Consider the following 21019-nt stretch of genomic DNA (forward strand, 5'->3'; position numbering starts at 1 on the left):
GGTCAGTAACGGTTCGCGCCCTGCCCCATCACTCACCCGCACCAGCAGAGCACTACCACCGAAAACATCAACCCCAAAGAGAACAACCATGACACATACACAAACCGGCGCTGCCCGCGCCTGGACACCCGAAATGCTCGAAGACTGGCAGAACACCATCTACCTCATCCGAGCCCGCCTCACCAGCGCCTGCCCCGCCCACGACGCCCACGACGTGCACCAAAACACCTGGCTAGCAGCACACCAGCGCCTTGACTCCTACGACCCCACCAAAGGCCCCTTTGGCCCCTGGATTCGAGCTGTAGCAATCACAGAAGTCAAAACCTACCAGCGCAAAAAACTCACCGAAGCCCAGCACGATGAAACCTACAGCCACCTAGCCACTATCGGCATCAGCGAAACCCTCTCCCTGATTGAACAGGACATCGCAGATGGCATCATCGAAGAAGATGGCAACTACGCTCGCCTGCATCACATCATGGGCATCCTCGCGGCAATCATGGAAAACCCCGCCCACCTAGAGCGCACCCTGAAAATCGTTCTAGCCTTTGACGGCAACGTAGCTGCCGCCTCCAGGGCTCTGGGCATCGCCCCAAAGACCCTGCGAGATAATCAGGCCAACACTGTGCGCCTGGCCCAGGTTATCCACCGGGCCCTAGACGCTCATGAACGGCTAGCTGCCCAGGGCGGCACTGAGGCTGTCACTGTAGAAGACTTGCTTGACTGTCTGCCGGGCAAAGAAGCTAACCTGCCTGCTGGCTTTAGCGTGCTGGTCTCGATGATAGCTACCGGAACAGACCTCAACGCCTCTGCGGTGGCCGCGCTTGGTGAGCAGCTAGGCATCTCTCACTCGCTGAGTCGGGACTACTACAACCAGACCCTCAAGATGCTGTCGGTGGCCAAATTGGTGATTGATAGGGGACTTGCTGTTTATGCATAACATCATTCCATGTCATACAGAATCATGTCATATCACATTGTTTCATGTGGTGTGACATTGTTCTGCGCTTACAGTTATCTGACATGCTGTAATAGCATGTGATGTGCTGTGAAATGATGAAATATAAAACCATGTGATATGAAATGAAATCACACGATACGATGTGAGGCGCGGCTACAAACAATTCCAAAAAACCACAGCATCAGCCCGCCGAAACCACCAGCTAAGTGCATATACCTCTACGAACCCCACAAACGTAGACGAAAGAGCACACTATGGCTAAAGCCCCCACCCGCTGCACCCTCTGCACCGGCACCACCAAACTCACCACTATCACCGAACCTGACACCGGCACCAGCCGCCACATTTGCACCGGCTGCCACAGCCTCGTTACCTCCAACGCCATCAACCAGGAAATCACCCCCTGGCACGCTTACACCCAGCTTTTAGACCGTCTTGATAGACACTTCGGACGAGGTCTCCAGCTTGCCAGCATCAGATAAGCCGGGGGGACAGCATGAAAAATAAAGGCCTCCTCATAGGTGCAGGCGTCCTCATCTCAATGCTGGTTGGAGTCATTGCCCTGCTGCCTCTACTCTTTGGCGTCTTCGCCACTGTAATTACTCCCATCGAAACAGCGTCATCTAAATGCAGCCCCACAGTGACAACTACAAGTGATACCGGCGAGAACCTCATCAACGTTCCGGCTGAATATGTAGAAGATGTCAAAAAGGCCGGTGAAGACTCAGGCATTCCAGCAGAGATACTTGCCAAGCAGATTCAGCAAGAATCTAACTGGGATCCTAACGCCGTATCACCGGCAGGTGCTAAAGGTCTAACCCAGTTCATTCCCTCCACTTGGGAGGCAATCGCACCGGGCGAAGACCCCTTTGACCCGCACGCTGCAATCGCCGCCCAGGGCCGCTATATGAAGCAGCTCAAAGACCAGGTACAGCACCTAGCTAACGGGGACGCCAACCAGATTGTAAAACTCACCCTCGCGGCCTATAACGCAGGGCCCGGCGCTGTTTTGAACTACAGCGGTATCCCTCCCTATAAGGAAACCCAACACTACGTCGAAATCATTACCTCCGGGGCACAGGTCAACTTTTCAGCTACCTGCTCACAGGTCGATGGAGCAAAAGCCTGGGACGGCGACTTAGGCACCGGCGAGTGGACGAACCCCTGCCCAGGATGCGTCTTTACCTCCGGGTTTGGCATGAGAAATGTCTTCCCCCCAGGGGACTGGAAAAACAACCACGTAGGCGTAGACCTAGCAACCCCAGGCCTGGGCCAAGGACAAGCCGGTGTAGAAATCATTACCCCCACCGATATGACCGTAGTCGGCATGCTTGCAGATGACGGCTGCGTTATCGCCAAACAGAATGAAGCCCCCGGCTTCCAGTTCGGCTTCTGTCATCTTGACACTATCAACGTGGCAGTCGGCCAAAACCTCAAACGCGGCGATATCATCGGAATTGAAGGTGGCACCGGTGGTGGAGCAAGGTTCGCATTTGCAACCCACCTGCACTTTGAAATCTATGACCCTGAATCTCCCGTACCGGCCTACCCCTACAACGGGCACAACCTGAACCCCGAACCCATCCTCAAAGAGAAAGGCGCATGGGTGACACAATGACAGAAAAACAGCGCAACGGCGCAATCATCACCATCATCGGCCTGAGCGTACTGAGCCTGCTCTTTGCTGTCTACACCCTCTGGCCCAAACAAGACACCCAGGACGAGGCACCCACCGCTACCGCAACTACCAGCACCTCTGCTGCACCAGCTTCACCGAGCCCCACTAGCACAGCAGAGAACACCGCTGATGATATTGCAGAAGGTAGCTGCACTGACCCGGCCACCGTCGATAGGTCAGATGCCGAAGAGCTCATCAAGGGCTTTACCGAAATCGCCTTTTGCTGGGACAGTACCACTGACCCCAACACCACAGCAGCCCTGCTCAGGGCACAACCCTTACTCACTGAGGACTACTACAAGTCCCTTGACCCCAACGTTCGTAACGCTATGAGTGCGGATTTTCTGGCCGTATCAAAAAGCAAAGCCTACACCCTCCCGGTAGTTAGCTTTGCCCCAGAAGAGACAGAAGAAATGCCAGAAGGCTTTATCGCTAAAGACGTCATCGTTGAATGGACATGGCTAGGGAGAGACGGCTACGAATACAAAGGCGGCCGCTCCCTGGCAACTGTCGCAGCGGTAGAAGAAGAACCTGGGAAATGGGCTATCAGCGGAATGCAGATCAACTCAACCACCAGCGAAACCGGCATGCTCTACGGCAACACCAACCAGTAGAAAGGAATCACCATGAGCACCACTACAGAGAACCAGCAGCCCCTCAAGCAGCGTATCTCCATCAAAGCATGGGCCCTTATCCTGCTGACCGCCCTGCTTGCCCTGAGCACCCTGGTGCTGGGTATCGGCTACTCCAAGACCCAGACCGAACTCAAGACCGCACAGGATAACGTCGCCTCCTTGGAAAGCACCGTCCAGACCCAGCAGGCCACTATTGAAACCTACCAGGCAGACACCCAATACTGGAGCGTTGAAGAACAGGACAACGCTATCGCCGTTGCCGCTGCCGCCGTGGGCGTCGAACGTCGCGGGGCAGGGGAGGACTTCGCCTCCTACCTCTTCCATATTGCGCAGTACGGCACCGATAATTTCCGCACCCAGATTGACGGCACCAAGAACGCCATGAGAACTCGCGGTATCGTCCGTGAAGTTAGTTCAACTGACTTCTCACAGGCAGATAAAGCCATCATCCGTATCGGCTCATCAGGCACCACCGGCCCGCGCAAGGCTACCGGCTTCTACGATGTGACTGTCGTAAAGGCCGATGACGGTTCAATCCTGGTCGATTCATTCTCAGGGAGCACTTTTCAATGAGTAACGAAGACACAACAACCAACAAGCCACCAGAGCTACCGCTCTTTCCGGTCATTACGGTAGAGGTCGATGATGAGAACCATCAGCTCTACGCCTCAGCACCTGGCTCTACCCTTGTCACCCATTCCTACGATAGAGAACAATGGGCCGATGAAACCCAAGTAGCCTACCGCAACGAACAGGTTGCCAAGGTTGCCGGTGCCATCGCCCAGGACATCGGTATCAAGCACCCTGTGCGCGTGAATGTAGCGATGGATGATGAAAACATCTACAAGATGTGGATGGATCATCAAGGCACAGAACTACAGATGCTCCCAGAGTCCAGCCCTCAAGAATTAAAGCCCTCCAACGGTAAAACCTTTGGGGGGCTTTCCCCTAAGCTCTGGGGAGCAATCATCGCCTTCATCCTCTGCGTTGCAACCATGATTGGGGCAGTGCTATGGAAGAACGGCCAGGAAGAAGCCGCACCCATCTACACCCCGCCACCGGTACAGTTGCCCGTCTCAGCACCGGCTGGTTGGGACACGTTCGCGGACTACTCCCTAGAGGCCACCACAGCCTCACCGCTGATTGTCGGAGATAAGTTGCTCTACGCTCAGGGCGGCGAATTGAAAACCGCTAACTCCCTCGACGGGGTACAGCTTTCAGCTCACTCTGTAGGCTTTGACATCACCTCCATCACCACCGTGACAGGACTCGGGGAGAACATCATCGCTGTTGGCGGCGCTAACTCCCAAGCCGCTATCGGCACCCTGGGAGGGGAGCTACACACCATCAGCCGCCCCACCCAGCAAGCTACCTTGCACTGGGTATCAGGCGTGCCGGTCTTTACCAGCACAGGCGCGGTGTGGGTGCCTAACACCAACGGCGAACTGACCAAGCTCACCGCCCCAGCTGATACCGTCCCCGCTGCCGTATTCGGTGGCACCGTCTGGATGGTCTCAACTGTCGATACCCAAGCCTGGCTCATCTCATCGGATGCACCTGAACTGCCGGCTCCGGTCAGTATTCCAGCCCCTGGAGATTACACCTACCAGGGGTTTATCGCATCAGTTAATAACCACCTGGCCTTTGCCTTTAGTAATACCGAGTCACGCGAACAGGTCATTGTTCTAGCTGATGCCACTGAGTCAGGCACCTTAGAGAACGGCCGCACCGTCAAGGGAAATTACAACCAGACACAGGTTTCTGTTGACCTGGCCCGTAACCTGCTGCTGACCGGCTCAACCCTCGTGGACGTTGCCGCAAACCAGGCAATGAATGTTGGGTCGAACGCCTCTTACGGCGGTGGTTACGCGTGGGCTCGTGGCACTGAACCACAGCGCATTAGCGTCACCGGCGATGTCACCAGCTGGGCTACTAGCTCCGCTAACCCTGTTATCCCGGCAGATGTTGATAGCCAAGGCAGGGCCGTGGTGCTGTATAAGCCCTCAGCCCAGGATGTGCCCTCAAAGCTCTACGTCCTACGAAAGGAGAACTAGCATGGCAGTGTTCTCACGCCGCCAAGCGGTATTAGAAAAACCCGCCCCAGCTAACCCCTTTGTAGCACCGCCTACAAAGAAAGAAGAAGTTGAGGACATCGGCGTTAGCGACTTGTTCGATAACGACGTATCCAAGCACTTTGAAGCCCCCAGCTTTGGCTCTTCGTCCATTGGGCTCTACCCGGTAGCTGGGGGAGTGGGCTTATCCACGATGGTTCGCTACGCACGCGGTGCTCTGAGCGAGAATCACCAGGTTTGTGATGCGGTCATTCTGGTAAGCACCACAGCTGCTGACCACCTCTACAAGGCCCAGAATCTACTTCGCACCGGCACCACTGCCAGCGGCCAGCAGATTATCGGAATCGTGCTGGTAGAAGACCGTCCCAAGCTCTCGAAAGACACTATCAAGGAGGCCAAAAAGACTCTTCGCATGACCAAGCACAGCTGGGGCATCCCCTTTGTCAATGACCTACGCGAACCCAAGGACGTGACCAAGCTGCCCTACCGCTACCGCAAGGCGCTAGAGAGCCTAAGCAAGGTAGCAAGCTCCTAACATACTGCTGCACCGTGCTGGTGCAGTTGCCCCTATCTACACCCCCAGGCGCTGGGCCGGTTGCAGATAGGGGCATTTTTACACCCAAAATCACCATTTCTTCACGAATAGAAAGAACAAACCAATGAACGTAACCCCCACCGCATTCCCCGGCGCAGAAAACCTCAACACCGTTATCGGCTGGATTATGTACGGCGGCATGATGTGCCTGCTGGCTTTCTTCATCATCGGCATTGTCAAGGCGGCCCAGTCTCGCCGCCAGCACGCAGAAGAACGTGTTGAGGCACCGACTTGGCCTCTGGTTGGTGCTGCCTTGATGGGTATGGCTGGCACCATCTTCAACTTCTTTATGTAAAAAATGCCCTGAATTTTCTGGCTCCTAGACCAGAAAACATAGAGCGGCGCTACCTCAGACAGGGGTAGTGCCGCTCTTCTCCCTAGAAAGGAAAGGTGAGCCTATGGACTTCTTTAAAGATGTTCTTAGCGGCGTCTTTGGGCCAGTATTCAAAGGCATTGAAGCTATCACCAGCTCTGCACTGGGCAAAGCGTTTGAGGCCTTAGTCCAGATCATCTATAGCTGGCTCGTAGGTATTCTCGAAACCATCGGTGGATGGTGGCTAGAAATTGACCCGGTTGGGGCCAGCGCTAACTCAGGCGTGGTCAATACCATCAGTGACACTACTCGCCCTCTAGCTGCCATGCTTGGCACCATCGGCCTTATCATCGGCTTCGTCCGGGTAGGCCGCTCCCAGGGCTCAAAAGAAGATACCTCCATGCTGATTGAGGGACTGATGCGAGTAGCTATCGCCGGTGGCGTAGCTATACCCGGCACCCAGTTGCTCATGGGCTTCTCATCAGCCTTTGCCCCCTGGGCTTATAAGACTATTGTCAGTGCCGCCCACGATGAGGCGGCCTCGCTGATGTCTCTTCTGCCTCAGAACCTTGATAACGCAGTGGTCGGCCTGGCTGGTCTGTCCATCCTCTTCATCGGCCCGCTCATGCTTTTTGCCTCCATCATTCAGGCCATGATGGCAATGGGGACAGATATTGCTGCGGCTGTACTCTCTGCACTTCTTCCTATCACAGCCGCTACCTCTGTCACTGCTCAGGGTAACAAGGCCTTTTGGAAACAGGTCGGATGGATTATCGCTTGCGTTGCCTTCAAGCCAGCTGCCGCTATTATCTACGGCTTTGGCGTTGCTATGGCCATTGGTGGGAACCTGAGCACCACTGAGGGCACCTCGAACCCGGCGCTGTCCATGATAGCGGGGCTTATGGTCATCGTTCTTGCTTGCTTCTCCCTGCCCTCGCTGGTCTCGATGGTTGCTCCTATGGCCGGTGTACTTGGCTCATCGGGTGGCCGGTTTATGGCTTCAGCTGGTGGCGCTGCCGTGGGTGCCGCTGTCGTGGCTGCTGTTGGTGCTGCCTCGGCTGGTGCTGGTGCGGCTCCTGCCGCTGCTGCTACCGGTGCTAGTGGAGCTGCTGGCGGCGCGGCGGGCGGTGCTGCCGGTGGTACTGCCGCTGGTGCAAGTACAGCCACTGCTGGCACAGGTGCAGCAAGTAGCGCAGGTGGTAGCGCTGGTGCTGAAGCTGCTGGAGGCGCAGGCTCAGAGCTCACCGCTGGTGGAGCCCAGGCCTCTGCAGAAGGCTCAGGCGCTGCCGGTTCGGCTACTGCTGGTGCTGGTGAATCAACCGGTGCTAGTGAACTCGGTGCCGATGAAGCCTCTGCAACAGGCGGCACACCAGGGGTAGATGCTGATGCTACTGGTTCTAATCTTGGTGCCAGTGACGCTGATGCTGCCGGTGCTGATAGCTACCCAGCTGACGGTGTCCCTGCATCCGATACCTCTGCCCCCGATAGCTCTACTACTGAACCAGCCGGGGCACAGAGCGGGGCAAGCACCGATGCCCCCGATACAGGTGCAAGCGCCTCTGACGCAGCAGGAGCTAGCGCACCCGATACAGGTGCCAGTGCTCAGATGCCAGCTAGTGGGGCCGACTCAGACACTAGCTCTAACGCAAGCGGTGCTGCCGGTTCTACCAGCTCAAGTACCGGGGCAACCTCCGCTGAGGCCTCGGGCACATCAACAGGTTCCGATACCTCTGCAAGCTCAGGTGCCAGCCTCTCATCAAGCTACTCAGACGGCGGCTCACCCTCAGCGCCCGCCGCTGCCAACGGGGCACCTACCACCACCAACAGCACCTACCGCCCACGCGGGGGAACAGCCGCCCACGACGCCGCACGGTATCTGCAAGATATGACCCGCGCAATTGGGGACGAAACCGAAGGCGCTATCAGACCAGAAGGAGCAGGCCAGTAAATGAGTACCACAGAAGAAACCCGTACCCGCTACGGCAACATCATCATCCCACCAGACTCAGGGTTCTTTGGCATCCCCAAAGCGGTCTCGAACCTAGCTGTGGGCATCATCTTTAGTGCCTTTGCCCTCTGGTTCCTCCTCTCCCTCATCCCCGCCCTGGCCCGCTACTCCATGTGGGTGGTGCTTATCTACATCACTATCTCCGGAATCTACATCCTGCGTCGCCTCCGCAAGGGCGTTGCAGGACGCTACAAATGGCAGGAAAAGAAGATGAAAAAGCTCTTTCTCAAAGCAAAAAAGGAAGGCCTGACCTCCTACCGTCCCGGCCCCTCTGGCGATACCCCCGATGGCTCCTACCGTCTACCGGGTGTACTGGCTAACACCGAATGCTCGGACTACATCGACTCATTCCATGAGCCCTTTGGCCTGGTCTGGGATCCTAAACGCGAGGTCGGCACCGTCTTCATGTCTGTTGCCGCCCCCGGTCTACAGCTCCTAGACCAAAAGTTTGTCGATGGCATGGTAGCCCAGTGGGCCGCGTTCCAGCGACAAGCAGGCACCAGCGCCAACCTCATTCAGGTTGCCGCATCCGTTGTCTCCACCAAAGACTCCGGCATGCGCCTGCCCCTGGCCGTGGCCAAGCACCGCACCTACGCCGGTGACTCCCCAGTACCCCTAGCTGCTCGGGAAATCATGGATGAGGTACTGGAACTGGAAAACCAGGCCCTGCCGCGTATCGAGCACACCGTCTCACTGACCTTTTCAGCTCGGGCCATGAACGAAGAGGGCATTGCTGCGCGTACCAAGGACGAACTGGCGGATGAGGTCTCTACGGTTATCAAGAGCTTCAAGGACACCCTCTCAGCTGCCGCTGCCGGTACAGTGCGCTTGATGGATGCTCAGTCAATCACTGACAGTTTCTACTCCGCCTATAATCCCGGCCAGGCACACTCTATTGATGTTGCCCGCATGGCAGATGGTGGCACCAATTTGCGCTGGGAAGAAGCCGGGCCCACTTACCACGATGCCGAAAAGGACTACTACGCGCACTCGGGCTATTACACCAAGAGCTTCCAGATGTGGAAGCCCCCGGCCACTCTCTTCATGGAAGATTCGCTCCGGTCTCTACTCTCACCTGATGCCAACCTAGAGAAGAAGCGCGTGACCCTTATCTACCGGCCCCTAGCCCAGGATAAGAGCCACGAAATCGCCCTGAGCACTGTCAACGATGCCCTCTATGAAGGCAACCAGAAAGGACGCAAGGGAGGCTCCCGCTCTCGCGTGCTGATTCAAAAGGCAGAGCAGACCGAAAACGAGATGGCGCACGGGGCCACGCTGGTGCCCTTCACCATGATTGTCAGCGCTACCACTGATAACCCAAAGAAGTTCCCGCGTATCTCCACTGATGTGCGCCGTGCTGGGGCCACCGGGGTCAACCTGGGCTTGCGTGAAGCTACCTACACCCACGATGCAGCCTTTGCCCTGGGCCTGGGAGCTGGCATCATCCCGCGCGAGTTCAAGCTCTAACCCCGCGCACCTCACCGTTTACCGCGTCCCCCTGGGCCCCAGATGGCCCTGGGGGACGCACCCCTTATATACCTCAAAACATCACCCACCACGTTAGGCAGGCAGACACATGGAATTCCTCGTCGACTGGACTATCAAAGTCCTCGATAAATTCAACGGCTCCAAAAAAGACTTTGCCCCCGAAGAAGCCCCGGCACCAGAAGCAAAATTCAGCGAACTGACCTCCCGAGGATTCAAAAAATCAGGTGGCGGCTACATGAGCATCATCGAACCACCCGTAGAATTTTCAGCCTCATCCCAACAGGTCGCCGGTCTCTTCCCCTTCTGCGTCGGTTCCTCAGAACCGCTCATTGGCACCATCTTGGGCCGCTCTTTGACCAACGGCCAGCCCGTTACCGGAGATCCTGTTTCCCTCTACCTTGCCGGTATTATCTCTGCCCCCTTGGCAATCGTCATGGGCCTCAACGGGCGCGGCAAATCAACGCTAGTACAACGAATGATGCTAGGAATTGCCGATGCAGGGTTCTTGATTATGGCCCTGGGCGATGTGAAGCCCGACTTTAGAAAAACCATCACAACTCTGGGCGGGCAGGTCATTGAACCAGGCCCCGAACTGGACGCCATCAACCCTCTGGACGCCGGGCCTTTGTGGCACCGCATCAAAGACCTCGAAGCCTTTGACGCCGCCAATGGCACCCGCCACGCAAAGACCCTCAAGGCAGAGATCCACACCCGCCGCGTCTCTACCATGCAGTCCCTCTTCCGGCTCTCAGGTGATGAAAAGGCAACCCGAGTTGCCAACGACTCTCTGTTGCTCTCACTTGCTATCGACCAAGCAGATGCACAGTGCATGGCAGAAAACCCGCCCCGCCAGCCTCTGATTGAAGATGTACGTCAAGCTGTTCTGGCAGGCAACGAAGCGATGCGAACCGCGCTACTGACTGAAACCACAGAAGAATACAAGGCCGCTTCACGCGATTTGGTGCTGGCTTTGAACGTCTTCAACACCGGTGGCGCGTTCGGTGACGTATTCTCTCGCCAGACCACCACCGAGATTGACGTGACCCGCTCAGTTGACTTTGACATCTCATCGGTACGCGAGTCTAAAAACAAGAACCTTCTCGCTGCTGTCCAGATTGTCTGCTGGGCCTATGGTCAGGCTGCAATTGGCGCGGCCAAACGTCTAGCTGATGTGGGCCTGGAACCTCAGCGGAACTATTGCGTGGCAATGGATGAGCTGTGGGCACTGCTAGAGATTGACCCTGAGATGATTCACCATATCGACGAAATCACCCGTCTGAACCGTACCTTGGGTATTGCCCAGATTCTCATTACTCACACCCCCAAGGACTTTGTGTTCAATGACCCTGGCCTGACTGAAAAGGCTAAGGGCTTCCTTGAGCGCTCACCCATGAAGCTCTACGGGGCGCTGGCTGAGACCGACATGGAGGCCCTAGATAAGGTCATGCCCATGACACAGCGTGAGAAGAACACTCTCATCTCCTGGTCTCCTGCCGGTCACATGGATCCTGAAACCATGCAGGTCTCACCTCCCATCGGACGCGGAAAATTCTTGCTCAAGTACGGTGAGGGCCCTGGTAAGCCTTTCCAGCTGACCATCACACGGGGCGAGAAAGAAATCTTTGAATCTGATGGAGCATGGGGCCAAGCTATCTCTCGTGCCCGCTCACCTATGCGTGCCGCCTAAGAAGTAGTAGAAAGGACACACCTTATGTTCCGCTCACGTTCATGGGTGGGGCTCTACACACTGGTACTAGGCTTTATCGGTCTGGCCGTTGCCCTCCAAGTAGGGCAACGGCTCACCGGGGCCAAAACCACAAGCCTCAACCCCCTCATCGGCATTCTCGAACTCATTACCGGGCGCATCAAAGCCTCACCCCTTAGCTGGGTTCTCGTTGCCCTGGTCATCATCGGCTGCGTTATTTTCTTCGTGGTCTTTGGGGAAGAACCTAATGAGAAGTCGCCCGAACGCAAGAACCAGCTGCTGGGTGCTCATAAGCTAGAGAAAACCGCCACTGGCAAAAACCTCTCCAAATACGCTACTCTCACCGGGCTAACCATCGGACGTATCATCGGGTCAGGAAAATGCGTTATCCAGAACTGGGAGTCAGTTGGCCTGTACTTTATGGGCCCCCGCATGGGTAAAACTAGCGGTATCGTAGTGCGCCACGCAATTGAGGCACCTGGGGCCTACGTCTTTACGGCCAATAAGCCTGATGGGGTTGCTGAGATTATTGCCGCCCGTCAGCATATGGGCCAAATCTGGTTATGGGATACAGAACGTCTGCTACCTGTGCCTGTAGCTGACGGCCAAGAAAAGAAGCCTCTGATGGTCTGGGACTTCCTTGGTTCTATCACCTCTCGCTCTCGCGCTGAAGCCTACGCAAAGATCCTCAATGACTCATCCAAGCTCTCAGGCGAAAGCGATAACGTCTCATCGGATGCTTTCTTTGAGCCTCTAGCCCAAAAAGTCGTTGTCGCTTCCTTGCTTGCTGCCTCATCACGCGGGTACTCGGTGGTGAAGATGCTGGAAATGACTCAGGAATCCACCCTCACCCAGCTCTATTCCATCGTTCAGCAGGACTTCCCTCTGCTGTCTGCTGATGTCAAGAAAGTGGCCGAACAGCCCGATAAGACCAAAGAGAACATCCTGGCAGGTGCCTCTCGTATTCTCTCGGCGCTCTCTAACGATGAGATTATCCCTTGGCTCGACTCCAGCACCGTCCGCAAGCACGAGCTCTTTGACCCTGCCAAGTTCGTCCGCACCCGTGACACCCTCATCATTCTGGTCAAGGACGGCGGCTCTTCTGCTGCCACCTTATCCTCCCTGCTTGCTGAGGCTGTCATGAATGCCGCCCTGGACGCTGCAAGCCCACGGCTTGACCCGCCCTTGGTCTGCGATTTTGATGAAGCGAACAACACTGTTCACATTCGTACTATGCCTAAGCGGTACACCTATTTTGGTTCTCGCGGCATCATCGTCAATCAGTATTTCCAGACCTACTCAGACGGGGCCAGACTCTACGGCGAAAAGGGCTTTAGGGCTCTGCTGTCTGCGGCTACCGTCAAGGTCGTTGGTGGTGGCATTGATGAAGAGCGCGAGTTAACAGCTATCGCTAAGACTCTGGGCACTTATGAGAAGAAAACCGTTTCGTCCTCAGCCTCACGCGAGGGCGGGTTCAATACCGGGGCCACTTCAACCTCTATCTCACGCCGCAAGGAAGAGATTATGTCGGTGGCCGAACTCAGTAACTTGCCCCAGTTCCGGGCCGTCTGCCGTATCTCAGGTGTAGGGCGCGGCCTGGTCGAAACCACCCCGTGGTTCAAAGATGAAGCACTCAAAGAGAAAATTGACCCCACAGAAGTAGAACGAATCGCTAACAGCCTGGGCTACAGCCTGGGCCTAGCTAAAGAGAGCTCATCGTCCCCGTCCCCAGATAAGAAGGAGCCCCTGCGCCTTGTATAACCCCCAAGAACCGAACCGGCTACTGACCCTTAGCCCCGCCCAACAGGACGAGTTTGAGAACTTTGTGCAATGGTACTTCCAGGTTCTCGAGTCCAACCGCGCGCACCAACCCTGCATCAAGTGGTATCTGCACCCCGAGGCAGTAGACCGCCTCATCGCCCTGTGGGCGGCCTCCCTGACCGTGAGTATTCCCGACGTCGATATGACCGGCACACCGGTGGGGGATGAGGACGCCTTGAAACAGGCCACGAGCCTGCGGGAATGGTGGCGAGAAGCTGACATCCAGAACAAAATGCTCTTTGATGGTTCGTCCTCCCCGTTCTCAAACTGCACGCCCTATAACCACGTTGAGCCTCACACCTATGAACGGTCAATGACCGAGCCCAGGCCCTTTCCCAAGATTGATTGGGATGTGCTCTACCCGTCAGAAGAAGAACCCACTCAGATGCTAGAGAGCCCCTCAGATACAGAAGAGAAAGAATCTACCGGTAGCTAGTAGATAGACTCCGCCGCCAGCAATGGCCAGGGGGTAGTCCACAGATCCTGTGGACTACCCCCTTTTTTTTATGCCCTTGCTCAGGGGTAACCTGCTAGCGGGTAGTGCCCCTTTGGCTCACTACCTGCTGGCGGTTCAGACGGTCAGCGGCGCTTTCACGCTTGGCCTGAGCATCAAGAGCCACAGCAATCTGACGGCTACGATGCTGACGCGCCTGCACCGTCTCCTGCAACTTACCCAGCTTCACCTGAGCGTCCTTGCGAGAGCTACGAGCCTTCATCACCTTTAGCTTCAAATCCTGACCCTGCTGCTCGAACTGCTCCAGCTGCTCCTTAGCCTGAGCCAAAGCGGCCTGGTTCAGCTCGAACCGCTCCTTGGCCTCACGCACAATACCCTGGGCAGGAACCCACTGCGCTTCAACCTCTTCAAGAGTGGTGAACCCATCATAGGATGCAGCAAACTTGGCGGTGGCCTCATCTACCTGACGTGCGGCCTTGGCGCGGCTGAAGAAGTTAGCACCCTCCAGCGCTGCCTTAGCCTCCTTGACCGGGCGGTAGGCCTTCTTCGCACCAAAGAACACACCAGACTGAGCCTTGAGCAACTCCACACGGTACTGCTGGTGCAAGGGAGTGAGCTCTTCTACCAGCTGTTTGAGCTCACGGGTCTTGCGGGCCACCTCATCGCTTTGGGCAGATAGATTCGCAAGTTGCTCATCAAAGGATCTGACTTGCTCCTGGAGGTAAGCCACCTTCTCGTCACGGTTCTGCACATCCAGGACGTACTCAACCTCTGAGCGGTTCTCGCGGGTTTCTTGCAGATGCTCGGCACGCTGGGCAATCCTGGCGGACTCTTCAGCAGAGAGCAGAGTCGATGACAGGCGGGAGCTCTTGTGCATGGCAACCATCTGGGCTTGCAGGTACTGGCCGCGCTCCGATTCTTGGTACTTCTTCGGAATGGCCACAACCTCACCGGTAGGCACCTTGTACTGGTTGCGGTAGGCCTCAATCTCACCGGCGATCCTGTACCAGCGCTTGGCCGCACGGGGATAAGCTGGCACCTCACCCAAGGACTTGACCCACTCGGGGCGTTCATCGGCCAGCTGCTTACCGCGCAGTTCGATAAGCTGCCCGATTTGCTTACGGTGGGATGCTAGCAGGGCCTTGTTCTCAGGCTTGACCATCGGGTTAGTAGCCCAGTACGGGTCAACGGTGTGGTTCGAGACGCCCGCACGTACCGCGTCCTTGGCCGGGGTCTTGTACCCGGCATCTTCTACGGTCTTGAGCGCGGTTCTACGCAGACGCTGCTCACTCTTGAGAGCCTTGACGATGGTGAAGAGATGGTCGCGGCGCTTCTCACCACGGACGAACTGCTCCACGGCCTTTTGCTCCGGGCCCATCTGTGCACGACGCACCCACTCGTTATCCATTGCATAAGCGTTCTGCCGCAAATCGTCGATATAGGGGTCTTTGGCGTCCTCACGAGAACGCAACAGGGCAAAGGTCTTCATACGCATCTCCCGTAGCTCTTCGGTCTTCACCAGAGCGTAGGGGCGGTCAGCCCAGTTTGCATCTTCAAGGTTGGCGCTATCAGGCTTCTTGGGCAGGTTGGCCTCAGCGCGGGCAATCATCTTAGCCAGTGTGGCATCAGAGTAGCCACCTAGCGGGCGGGCCATGCGTTCCTCAAGCAGTGCCTCGTTGTGCTCGCGTACCTGCTTCACACGCCACTGCATGACAGCCGCTGCATCGTGGGCGTCCTCAAACCCGCGAGTGGGGAAGGCCTGGCGTACAGCATCACGGGGGTCGAAACCTGCACGGTAGACTTCATCTAGCTCGTAGCACAGGGCCCCGTATGCCCCTGCGTTAATCATCTTCTCTGCTAGGGTGTCCCCGACTTCCTGGCGCAACATGGTGGCGTAGGACTGCTTCATGGAGTGCTCGGCCAGATTGTTGTAGATGCTGACGCGGGTTGCCACATCTCGGGTCTCTGCGCGCAGACGCTCTACCTCTTCATGCACGGAGAGGTTCTTATCGTAGTTGTTAGTGATAGCCTCCAGCACGGCGTCGCGGTTGTTCTCAGCGTCGGTGGCCACGTAGATGCGGTTGGAGAAACGGCCACGGGTGATACCAACGTAGGCCCCGGCGCGGTCGGTGCTCTTATCAACGTAGGCGTGAACGGTGTCTACGGTCGCACCCTGGGAGCGGGCAATGGTTGAGGCGTACCCCAGCTCTACGTTCTTGGCAACGTAGTGAGCTGAGAGAACAGTCTTACCACCGTGCTTGAGGTTCTTGACCACCATAGACCCGTCTTTACGGGTGGAGAGAACCTGCCAGAGGTCGCCGTTCTTCACAAAGTCTTTGCCACCGCGTACCCGGTTACGACGGTCGTTTTCACGTGTTACGACAATCTCGCCCTTGTAGGCTGTGGTCGAATCGTGCAGGGAGATGCCCCACTTATTTTCCACTACCTTGCCCTGGGCAATGGCCTGAATCTGGGCGCGCCTATTCAGCTCTTGGACGGCCTGATTGTTAGCTGCCAGCATCAGTGATTTTTTGCCGGCTGCGGTATCTGCGCTCCATGCCTCAAAGACTTTGGAGAGCATGACATCAGATTCACCTGCCATCACACGGTTATTGTCGATGTACCAGGCAAAGGGTTTGTCAGCTCCGGTGGCGGCAGGTTCACGCAAGAGCATAGAGGCGTTGGCCTCTTCAATGTTGGTGCTGCCGTCCTCGTTGCGGAAACGGAAAACGTCTTCGAGGTAGACCGCACCGACTTCTCGCTCAACCAGTCGTAGGGCACCACCGGCACCAACGGCTGAGAGCTGACGGGTATCGCCCATACCTCGGATAACTGCACCGCTGTTGTAGGAATGGGTCAGTAGCTCGTTGAGTTTGGGGGTTGAGACCATGCCGATTTCGTCCACCAGCAGGACGTCGCCGTGGGTCAAGGTGTGCTTGGTCTTGTCAGTTTCGTGTAGGAAACGGTCAAGAGTGGTGGCCTCGATTCCCAGTTCTTGGCTCATGACAGCTGCCGCTGCTGCGGTGGGGGCTAGGCCGATAACCTTGCGTCCTTGTGCCTTGACGGTCTTGACGGTCAGCACGGTTGAGGTGGTCTTACCGGCACCGGCAGGGCCGATACCAACGACTAGACGCTTGGGGCTGGTGGCAAAAGCACGGGCCATGTTTTCCTGTGCTTCTGATACCTGGCTGGCTTTACGGTGGGCTTTGAGCTGCTCTTCAAAGGTAGTTTTTTGAGCAGGGGCGGTAGCGTCATTGCGTGCTGCTGAAAGTAGGTTCTGCTCGCCTTCGATGATGCGGTGGGTTGTGTAGAGCTGGCTCCCTGCGCGGGTGTAGACACTGGTGCCGTCCTTACGGAACTTCTCTTCGGGCACGTCCATTGTGTGCTCGGCCCGCATTGAAAGAGAGATATTTTTGACGGACTTGATGGTGTTGTGGAAGATGTCGTCGTCAATGAAAGAGCCGTTGGTGAGCTCGCGGAAGTAGCGGTGTGCCTCGGCTTCGATGTGGCGGTCGCTCCACATCGAACGAGCGTTTTCAAGGCGGCCAATAATTTTCTCGGCGTGCTCTAGGGGTGAGGTAATGAGGGCTTGACTCTTACCGGCAACAACCTTTTCAGCCTGCTTAGTAGAAGAATTACGCAGATGTAGTTCTAGCTCATCGCCGGTGGGCAGGTAAACATCTTTGAGGGATGCCGCTTTCTCGCGCCATAGTTCATTGAGGTCTTTGAGGGACTTGGCTTCGAGTTTCTGGGGGCGAGTTGAGAGAGTAACCTGCTGGTAAAGTTGCTTGACCTGACGCTCGTTAGGCTCATAGCCGTGGTCTTTGACGAACTGGGCATGAACCTTTTTGTACTCTTTGTTGATGCTGGCGCGGCGGGATGAAAAGGCCTGGATTGCTTTATCTTCGAACCCGGCCAGCTCGTAAATGAACTTGCCTTTACGCGGTACTTTAACGAACTCAAGGCCCAGGTTCTGGTGAATGTACTGGGCGATTTTGGTGTTATAAAGTTCGGAGGCGCTGACCCCGTAGCCGTAAATATTGCGTCCGTCGATGGCTGACCATCGACCATCTGCGCCCTTGACTCGGTTGACGATAACCAGGTGGTCGTGGATATTGGGGTCGCCTTCTCGTGAGTCGTAGTGGCGGAATTTAGTGCCGATGATGCCGCCGTCAACGTCGATTTGCTCCACGCCGCCTTGACCACGGCGGGTGTAAAGGGCATTTTCTTCCAGGTAGGTAATGACATCTGCAATGGCTGCTTCGTGGGCTTTTTCGATGCCCTTGCGGAGGTTTTCGTTACCCAGGCCCCATGCGATTGAGACTGATTTGGTGGGGGAGAATACGAGGTCGTACCCGGCGATTGACTGCTGTGCAGGCTTTTCGAGGCGCTGCATGTAGCGTACTAGCTCTTCGTTTTCGGGGTTGTAGCCATTCTCTTCTCGGAACATTTTGGCGGCTACTTCTAGACGGTAGGCACGCATTTCAGCCTTGGAAGGTTCGGCCTTTCCAAAGCTGTTGTGCTTGTCGATTTTCTTCTGAACTGCCTTGAGGAAGTCCTTATTGGCGGTGGGGTAGGAGTGGTCTCTGTTGCCAAAGTCGTGCTCTTTGATCCACTTTAGTTTGGCTTTTTCTTTGGCTTCTTCTGCCTTGGCTTCTGCTGCTCGGTGCTGGGCAGGGGTCATGGTGTAGGTTGCGATGATGCTCTCTTTGGCTTCTGCAAGAGAGGGAGTTTTGCCCTCGTAGGGCTTCAGGTTATTGACGATTTTGAGCTTTGATTTCCGCTTAGAAACCGCTGACTGGGTAATGCCATACATGTCGCCAATGAACCGTTCACCGGTCTCTATGCGACTCTCATGGATAAGACGCCAGTTCTCTTCTGCGTACTTAACACGCTCTTCTTCCATGACTCGAATGCGCGCAAACTCGCCAGCCACACCAGCAGCCTCAAGGGCTTCGGTGTACATCTCGGGGGTCAAGGGTTTGGCTTTACCGCTGAAGAGCATTTCCATCTGAGCTTCAGTGACGTTGCCTGAAACCCCGAGTTCATGGATAGATGAACCAACCCACTGACCAGGGGGCATGCCCTCAATGGTGTAGTAATCACCGATTTCACGGTCATTTGAGCGCAGTGCATCACCTGTTGCCACCTCATGGGTGTAGTAGGTGTGGCCGTCCCCGTGGGACAGCTTATGCACGGTCATCATGGGACTATTCTATTTCAGTAAGTATACTTATGACAACCTGAGTTACTGAGTGCAAGAGGTGTGACGAAAAAAGAGCGATTAGCGACTGACAGCGAGCACAGCGAAACTGGCAATAATGGGGGAGCCTGCGGAGGAATTATTGGCAGGAAGATGTGGCGGCGAGCTGGAAGGAGAGGTTCTAGCGCGAGTGGCTTTGGCACGTTTTCAGGTGAGGCACGAACAGGAAAGCAAACGTGACAAAGGTTGCTGAGAAGCTGTACAACGGTGAGGAACGAACAGTACAGCACAGCGAACAGCAACAACGAGCAGCGAGAAAATTGATCATGAGTCCGGCACACTTGCCGCGATTTTGCACACGAGACCAGGGGAGTGTAACTGCTGTGCACAGCTTAGAAAGGAGCCTGCGGGATGAATAGGCTGTGTGTCAGGAGTTCACTCTACTGAGCGTGGTGTGTGAAACTTGTGGATGAACCTGTGTGCATCTGGGGGAGCCCTGCGGAGGAAGATGTGCCCAGGTTATCCATCAAGTTTTGCACGCCCTTGAGCGTGTCGATTGTGTAAAATCGAACCCGGCGCTTGCGCCCCTGCGACGGCCCCGCCGTCCAGGTGCCCACTGAACAAAGCAAAACTGAAGAGCTAACGTGCTCAAAGAATACCTCCACAAATCTGCGGTAAAAGCCGTGACCGCTAGGTTTGCTGGTGAGGATAAACCCGGCAGATGTTAAACTGAGAACACCAAAACCTCAGCCCGCAGAACCAAGGAGTTCACCATGACTCGCAAAAGCAGCAAAGTATCAGAAGCCCGCAAAAAGGCAGAACTAGCAGCCCAAAAAATTCAAGAGAAGCAGGCTAAACTTCTTAGCCTTGCAGAAGAATACTTCTCCGTTACCGCTGCAACCGGCATCGATGACCTTGAAGCAAAAATTGCAGAGCACCAAGCACAGATTGAAACTCTTCAGCAGAAAATTCAGGACGCCCACGCTGAAACCCAGAACAAGCAGTCTCTAGCTGTTCAGAAAATGAAAGCTGAAGGTATCAGCAACGGCGAGATTGCAGAACGGCTGGCCCTCTCATCAAGCGAAGTCTCCAGCCTGCTCAAACTTGCTAAGGAACTTACTGAAGTAGAAACCACTAAAACAGAGTCTGTTGCTCAGGATGCAGACCAAGAACAAACTGACTAACTAGTCGCTGGTCATACCCATTAGCTTTGATAGCATCCCGAAGTTCACGCGCCTTTTGCGCGTGAACTTTTCTATTTCCATGCACAACCTGCCGCCTGCGCTCGGCCCTATCTTGCATATTCAGTTCATGGTCACCCACCACCAAATGACTATCCGAACCATCGGTCGCTCGAACACACAGAGGATTATCACAACGATGCAGCACATGAACCAAATTCATCTGAGCATCACTAAAACCTAGAGCAACTTGTAAAGCAAAACGATGAGCCCGATAAACTTTCTGCCTACCGGTCGAACTATCCTTGACCCAAAATCTTCCGTACCCGTCATCACCGAGAGCACCCACCCACACCCAGCAACCTGCAACATCTTCACTCTTAATCACTCGTTTATTGAATCGTTCTGTGGCGTCCATGCCCTCATCTTAACAAGCGATTTCGTGATAATGGCATATGAAAAAAGATAGGGCTTACTAACAGATTGCTAGTAAGCCCTGTTCCTGAGTTAGTCCCACTCTGTATAGAAAAATACTTCCCCGTCGTGGTTCTCTTCGCTATCTTCGTAGGCTTCTTCTATGCTCTGACCCCACAGCCGCTGACAGAGCGCCTCTGCTCTGGATTCATCGGCTATGTAGGCTTCGCCCATCTCATACATCCACCCGGCGGGGTCTGTCAGATTAACGGTGTAAACCCACAACAAATCTAGCGACCAGCCACCTGCGGCAACCGATCACCAAAAACAATAGCAAAAGCATTCAACGCCGGCTTCCACCGACTCATCCACCGCCGAGCACCAGCACCTGAAGGATCCAAAGACCGAACCGTCAAATACATAAACTTCAAAGCCGACTCCTCAGACACAAAATGCCCACGCGACCTGGCAGAACGCCGCAACCTAGCATT

Annotated in this window: 16 protein-coding genes and 1 pseudogene; 14 read left to right on the plus strand and 3 right to left on the minus strand. The window is 55.6% G+C overall.

Annotated features, from left to right (window positions below; genetic code table 11):
* Positions 1–88: 88 nt before the first annotated feature.
* The 13 genes from L7A20_RS10415 to L7A20_RS10475 all read left to right on the plus strand — a co-directional run bounded on the left by L7A20_RS10415 (position 89) and on the right by L7A20_RS10475 (position 13712).
* Positions 89–940 carry an RNA polymerase sigma factor gene (locus L7A20_RS10415; RefSeq protein ID WP_237223462.1) on the plus strand — a complete coding sequence of 284 codons (852 nt, stop codon included), beginning with the start codon at positions 89–91 and terminating at the stop codon, positions 938–940.
* Between the two features lie 275 nt (positions 941–1215).
* Positions 1216–1443, plus strand: a complete 228-nt coding sequence (locus L7A20_RS10420; protein WP_237223464.1) for a hypothetical protein — start codon at positions 1216–1218, stop codon at positions 1441–1443.
* Positions 1444–1457: 14 nt separating this feature from the next.
* Positions 1458–2579 (plus strand): transglycosylase SLT domain-containing protein, encoded by a 1122-nt coding sequence (locus tag L7A20_RS10425; protein ID WP_237223466.1) that lies wholly within the window; start codon positions 1458–1460, stop codon positions 2577–2579.
* Entirely contained in the window at positions 2576–3253 is a 678-nt protein-coding gene (locus L7A20_RS10430; RefSeq protein ID WP_237223467.1) for a hypothetical protein, read from the plus strand. The genes L7A20_RS10425 and L7A20_RS10430 overlap by 4 nt, the downstream gene beginning before the upstream one ends.
* Positions 3254–3265: 12 nt before the next feature.
* On the plus strand, positions 3266–3847 hold the full coding sequence (locus L7A20_RS10435) for a hypothetical protein (RefSeq protein ID WP_237223468.1): 582 nt from the start codon (positions 3266–3268) through the stop codon (positions 3845–3847).
* Positions 3844–5328 (plus strand): hypothetical protein, encoded by a 1485-nt coding sequence (locus L7A20_RS10440; protein ID WP_237223469.1) that lies wholly within the window; start codon positions 3844–3846, stop codon positions 5326–5328. Before L7A20_RS10435 ends, L7A20_RS10440 begins: the two co-directional genes overlap by 4 nt.
* 1 nt (position 5329) lies before the next feature.
* Positions 5330–5881 carry a DUF6668 family protein gene (locus L7A20_RS10445; protein WP_237223470.1) on the plus strand — a complete coding sequence of 184 codons (552 nt, stop codon included), beginning with the start codon at positions 5330–5332 and terminating at the stop codon, positions 5879–5881.
* A 124-nt stretch (positions 5882–6005) separates the two neighbouring features.
* A complete protein-coding gene (locus tag L7A20_RS10450; protein WP_237223471.1) occupies positions 6006–6236 on the plus strand; it encodes a hypothetical protein in 231 nt (76 codons plus the stop codon).
* 103 nt (positions 6237–6339) lie between these two features.
* Complete coding sequence (locus L7A20_RS10455) at positions 6340–8202, plus strand: hypothetical protein (RefSeq protein WP_237223472.1); 1863 nt, start codon at positions 6340–6342, stop codon at positions 8200–8202.
* Positions 8203–9729, plus strand: coding sequence for an SCO6880 family protein (locus L7A20_RS10460; protein WP_237223473.1), 1527 nt, complete (start codon positions 8203–8205; stop codon positions 9727–9729).
* Between the two features lie 109 nt (positions 9730–9838).
* Entirely contained in the window at positions 9839–11437 is a 1599-nt protein-coding gene (locus L7A20_RS10465) for a hypothetical protein (RefSeq protein WP_237223474.1), read from the plus strand.
* 24 nt (positions 11438–11461) lie between these two features.
* Complete coding sequence (locus L7A20_RS10470; RefSeq protein ID WP_237223476.1) at positions 11462–13216, plus strand: type IV secretory system conjugative DNA transfer family protein; 1755 nt, start codon at positions 11462–11464, stop codon at positions 13214–13216.
* Positions 13209–13712 (plus strand): DUF4913 domain-containing protein, encoded by a 504-nt coding sequence (locus tag L7A20_RS10475; RefSeq protein WP_237223478.1) that lies wholly within the window; start codon positions 13209–13211, stop codon positions 13710–13712. Before L7A20_RS10470 ends, L7A20_RS10475 begins: the two co-directional genes overlap by 8 nt.
* 94 nt (positions 13713–13806) lie before the next feature.
* On the opposite strand, the gene mobF is transcribed toward L7A20_RS10475, so the two are convergent.
* Complete coding sequence (mobF, locus tag L7A20_RS10480; protein ID WP_237223479.1) at positions 13807–18936, minus strand: MobF family relaxase; 5130 nt, start codon at positions 18934–18936, stop codon at positions 13807–13809.
* 770 nt (positions 18937–19706) lie between these two features.
* On the opposite strand from mobF, the gene L7A20_RS10485 reads away from it, so the two are divergent.
* The gene (locus L7A20_RS10485) at positions 19707–20117 is read left to right on the plus strand and encodes a hypothetical protein (protein WP_237223480.1); all 411 of its coding nucleotides are present in this window, start codon (positions 19707–19709) and stop codon (positions 20115–20117) included.
* Here L7A20_RS10485 and L7A20_RS10490 read toward each other — a convergent pair.
* Together L7A20_RS10490 and L7A20_RS10495 are read right to left on the minus strand one after the other, a co-directional pair.
* Positions 20068–20532 (minus strand): hypothetical protein, encoded by a 465-nt coding sequence (locus L7A20_RS10490; RefSeq protein WP_237223481.1) that lies wholly within the window; start codon positions 20530–20532, stop codon positions 20068–20070. The two genes, L7A20_RS10485 and L7A20_RS10490, sit on opposite strands and share 50 nt — an antisense overlap.
* A 286-nt stretch (positions 20533–20818) precedes the next feature.
* Positions 20819–21019 (minus strand): annotated as a pseudogene (locus L7A20_RS10495) (IS256 family transposase); the annotation flags it as partial.

This window comes from Rothia nasimurium, from assembly GCF_928381415.1.
Classification (GTDB): domain Bacteria; phylum Actinomycetota; class Actinomycetes; order Actinomycetales; family Micrococcaceae; genus Rothia; species Rothia nasimurium_H.

Excerpts from the sequence above, each read along its gene's own strand:
- L7A20_RS10415 (WP_237223462.1), top strand. The coding sequence starts at position 89 with ATGACACATACACAAACCGGCGCTGCCCGCGCCTGGACACCCGAAATG.
- L7A20_RS10420 (WP_237223464.1), top strand. The coding sequence starts at position 1,216 with ATGGCTAAAGCCCCCACCCGCTGCACCCTCTGCACCGGCACCACCAAA.
- L7A20_RS10425 (WP_237223466.1), top strand. The coding sequence starts at position 1,458 with ATGAAAAATAAAGGCCTCCTCATAGGTGCAGGCGTCCTCATCTCAATG.
- L7A20_RS10430 (WP_237223467.1), top strand. The coding sequence starts at position 2,576 with ATGACAGAAAAACAGCGCAACGGCGCAATCATCACCATCATCGGCCTG.
- L7A20_RS10435 (WP_237223468.1), top strand. The coding sequence starts at position 3,266 with ATGAGCACCACTACAGAGAACCAGCAGCCCCTCAAGCAGCGTATCTCC.
- L7A20_RS10440 (WP_237223469.1), top strand. The coding sequence starts at position 3,844 with ATGAGTAACGAAGACACAACAACCAACAAGCCACCAGAGCTACCGCTC.
- L7A20_RS10445 (WP_237223470.1), top strand. The coding sequence starts at position 5,330 with ATGGCAGTGTTCTCACGCCGCCAAGCGGTATTAGAAAAACCCGCCCCA.
- L7A20_RS10450 (WP_237223471.1), top strand. The coding sequence starts at position 6,006 with ATGAACGTAACCCCCACCGCATTCCCCGGCGCAGAAAACCTCAACACC.
- L7A20_RS10455 (WP_237223472.1), top strand. The coding sequence starts at position 6,340 with ATGGACTTCTTTAAAGATGTTCTTAGCGGCGTCTTTGGGCCAGTATTC.
- L7A20_RS10460 (WP_237223473.1), top strand. The coding sequence starts at position 8,203 with ATGAGTACCACAGAAGAAACCCGTACCCGCTACGGCAACATCATCATC.
- L7A20_RS10465 (WP_237223474.1), top strand. The coding sequence starts at position 9,839 with ATGGAATTCCTCGTCGACTGGACTATCAAAGTCCTCGATAAATTCAAC.
- L7A20_RS10470 (WP_237223476.1), top strand. The coding sequence starts at position 11,462 with ATGTTCCGCTCACGTTCATGGGTGGGGCTCTACACACTGGTACTAGGC.
- mobF (WP_237223479.1), bottom strand. The coding sequence starts at position 18,936 with ATGATGACCGTGCATAAGCTGTCCCACGGGGACGGCCACACCTACTAC.
- L7A20_RS10485 (WP_237223480.1), top strand. The coding sequence starts at position 19,707 with ATGACTCGCAAAAGCAGCAAAGTATCAGAAGCCCGCAAAAAGGCAGAA.
- L7A20_RS10490 (WP_237223481.1), bottom strand. The coding sequence starts at position 20,532 with ATGGACGCCACAGAACGATTCAATAAACGAGTGATTAAGAGTGAAGAT.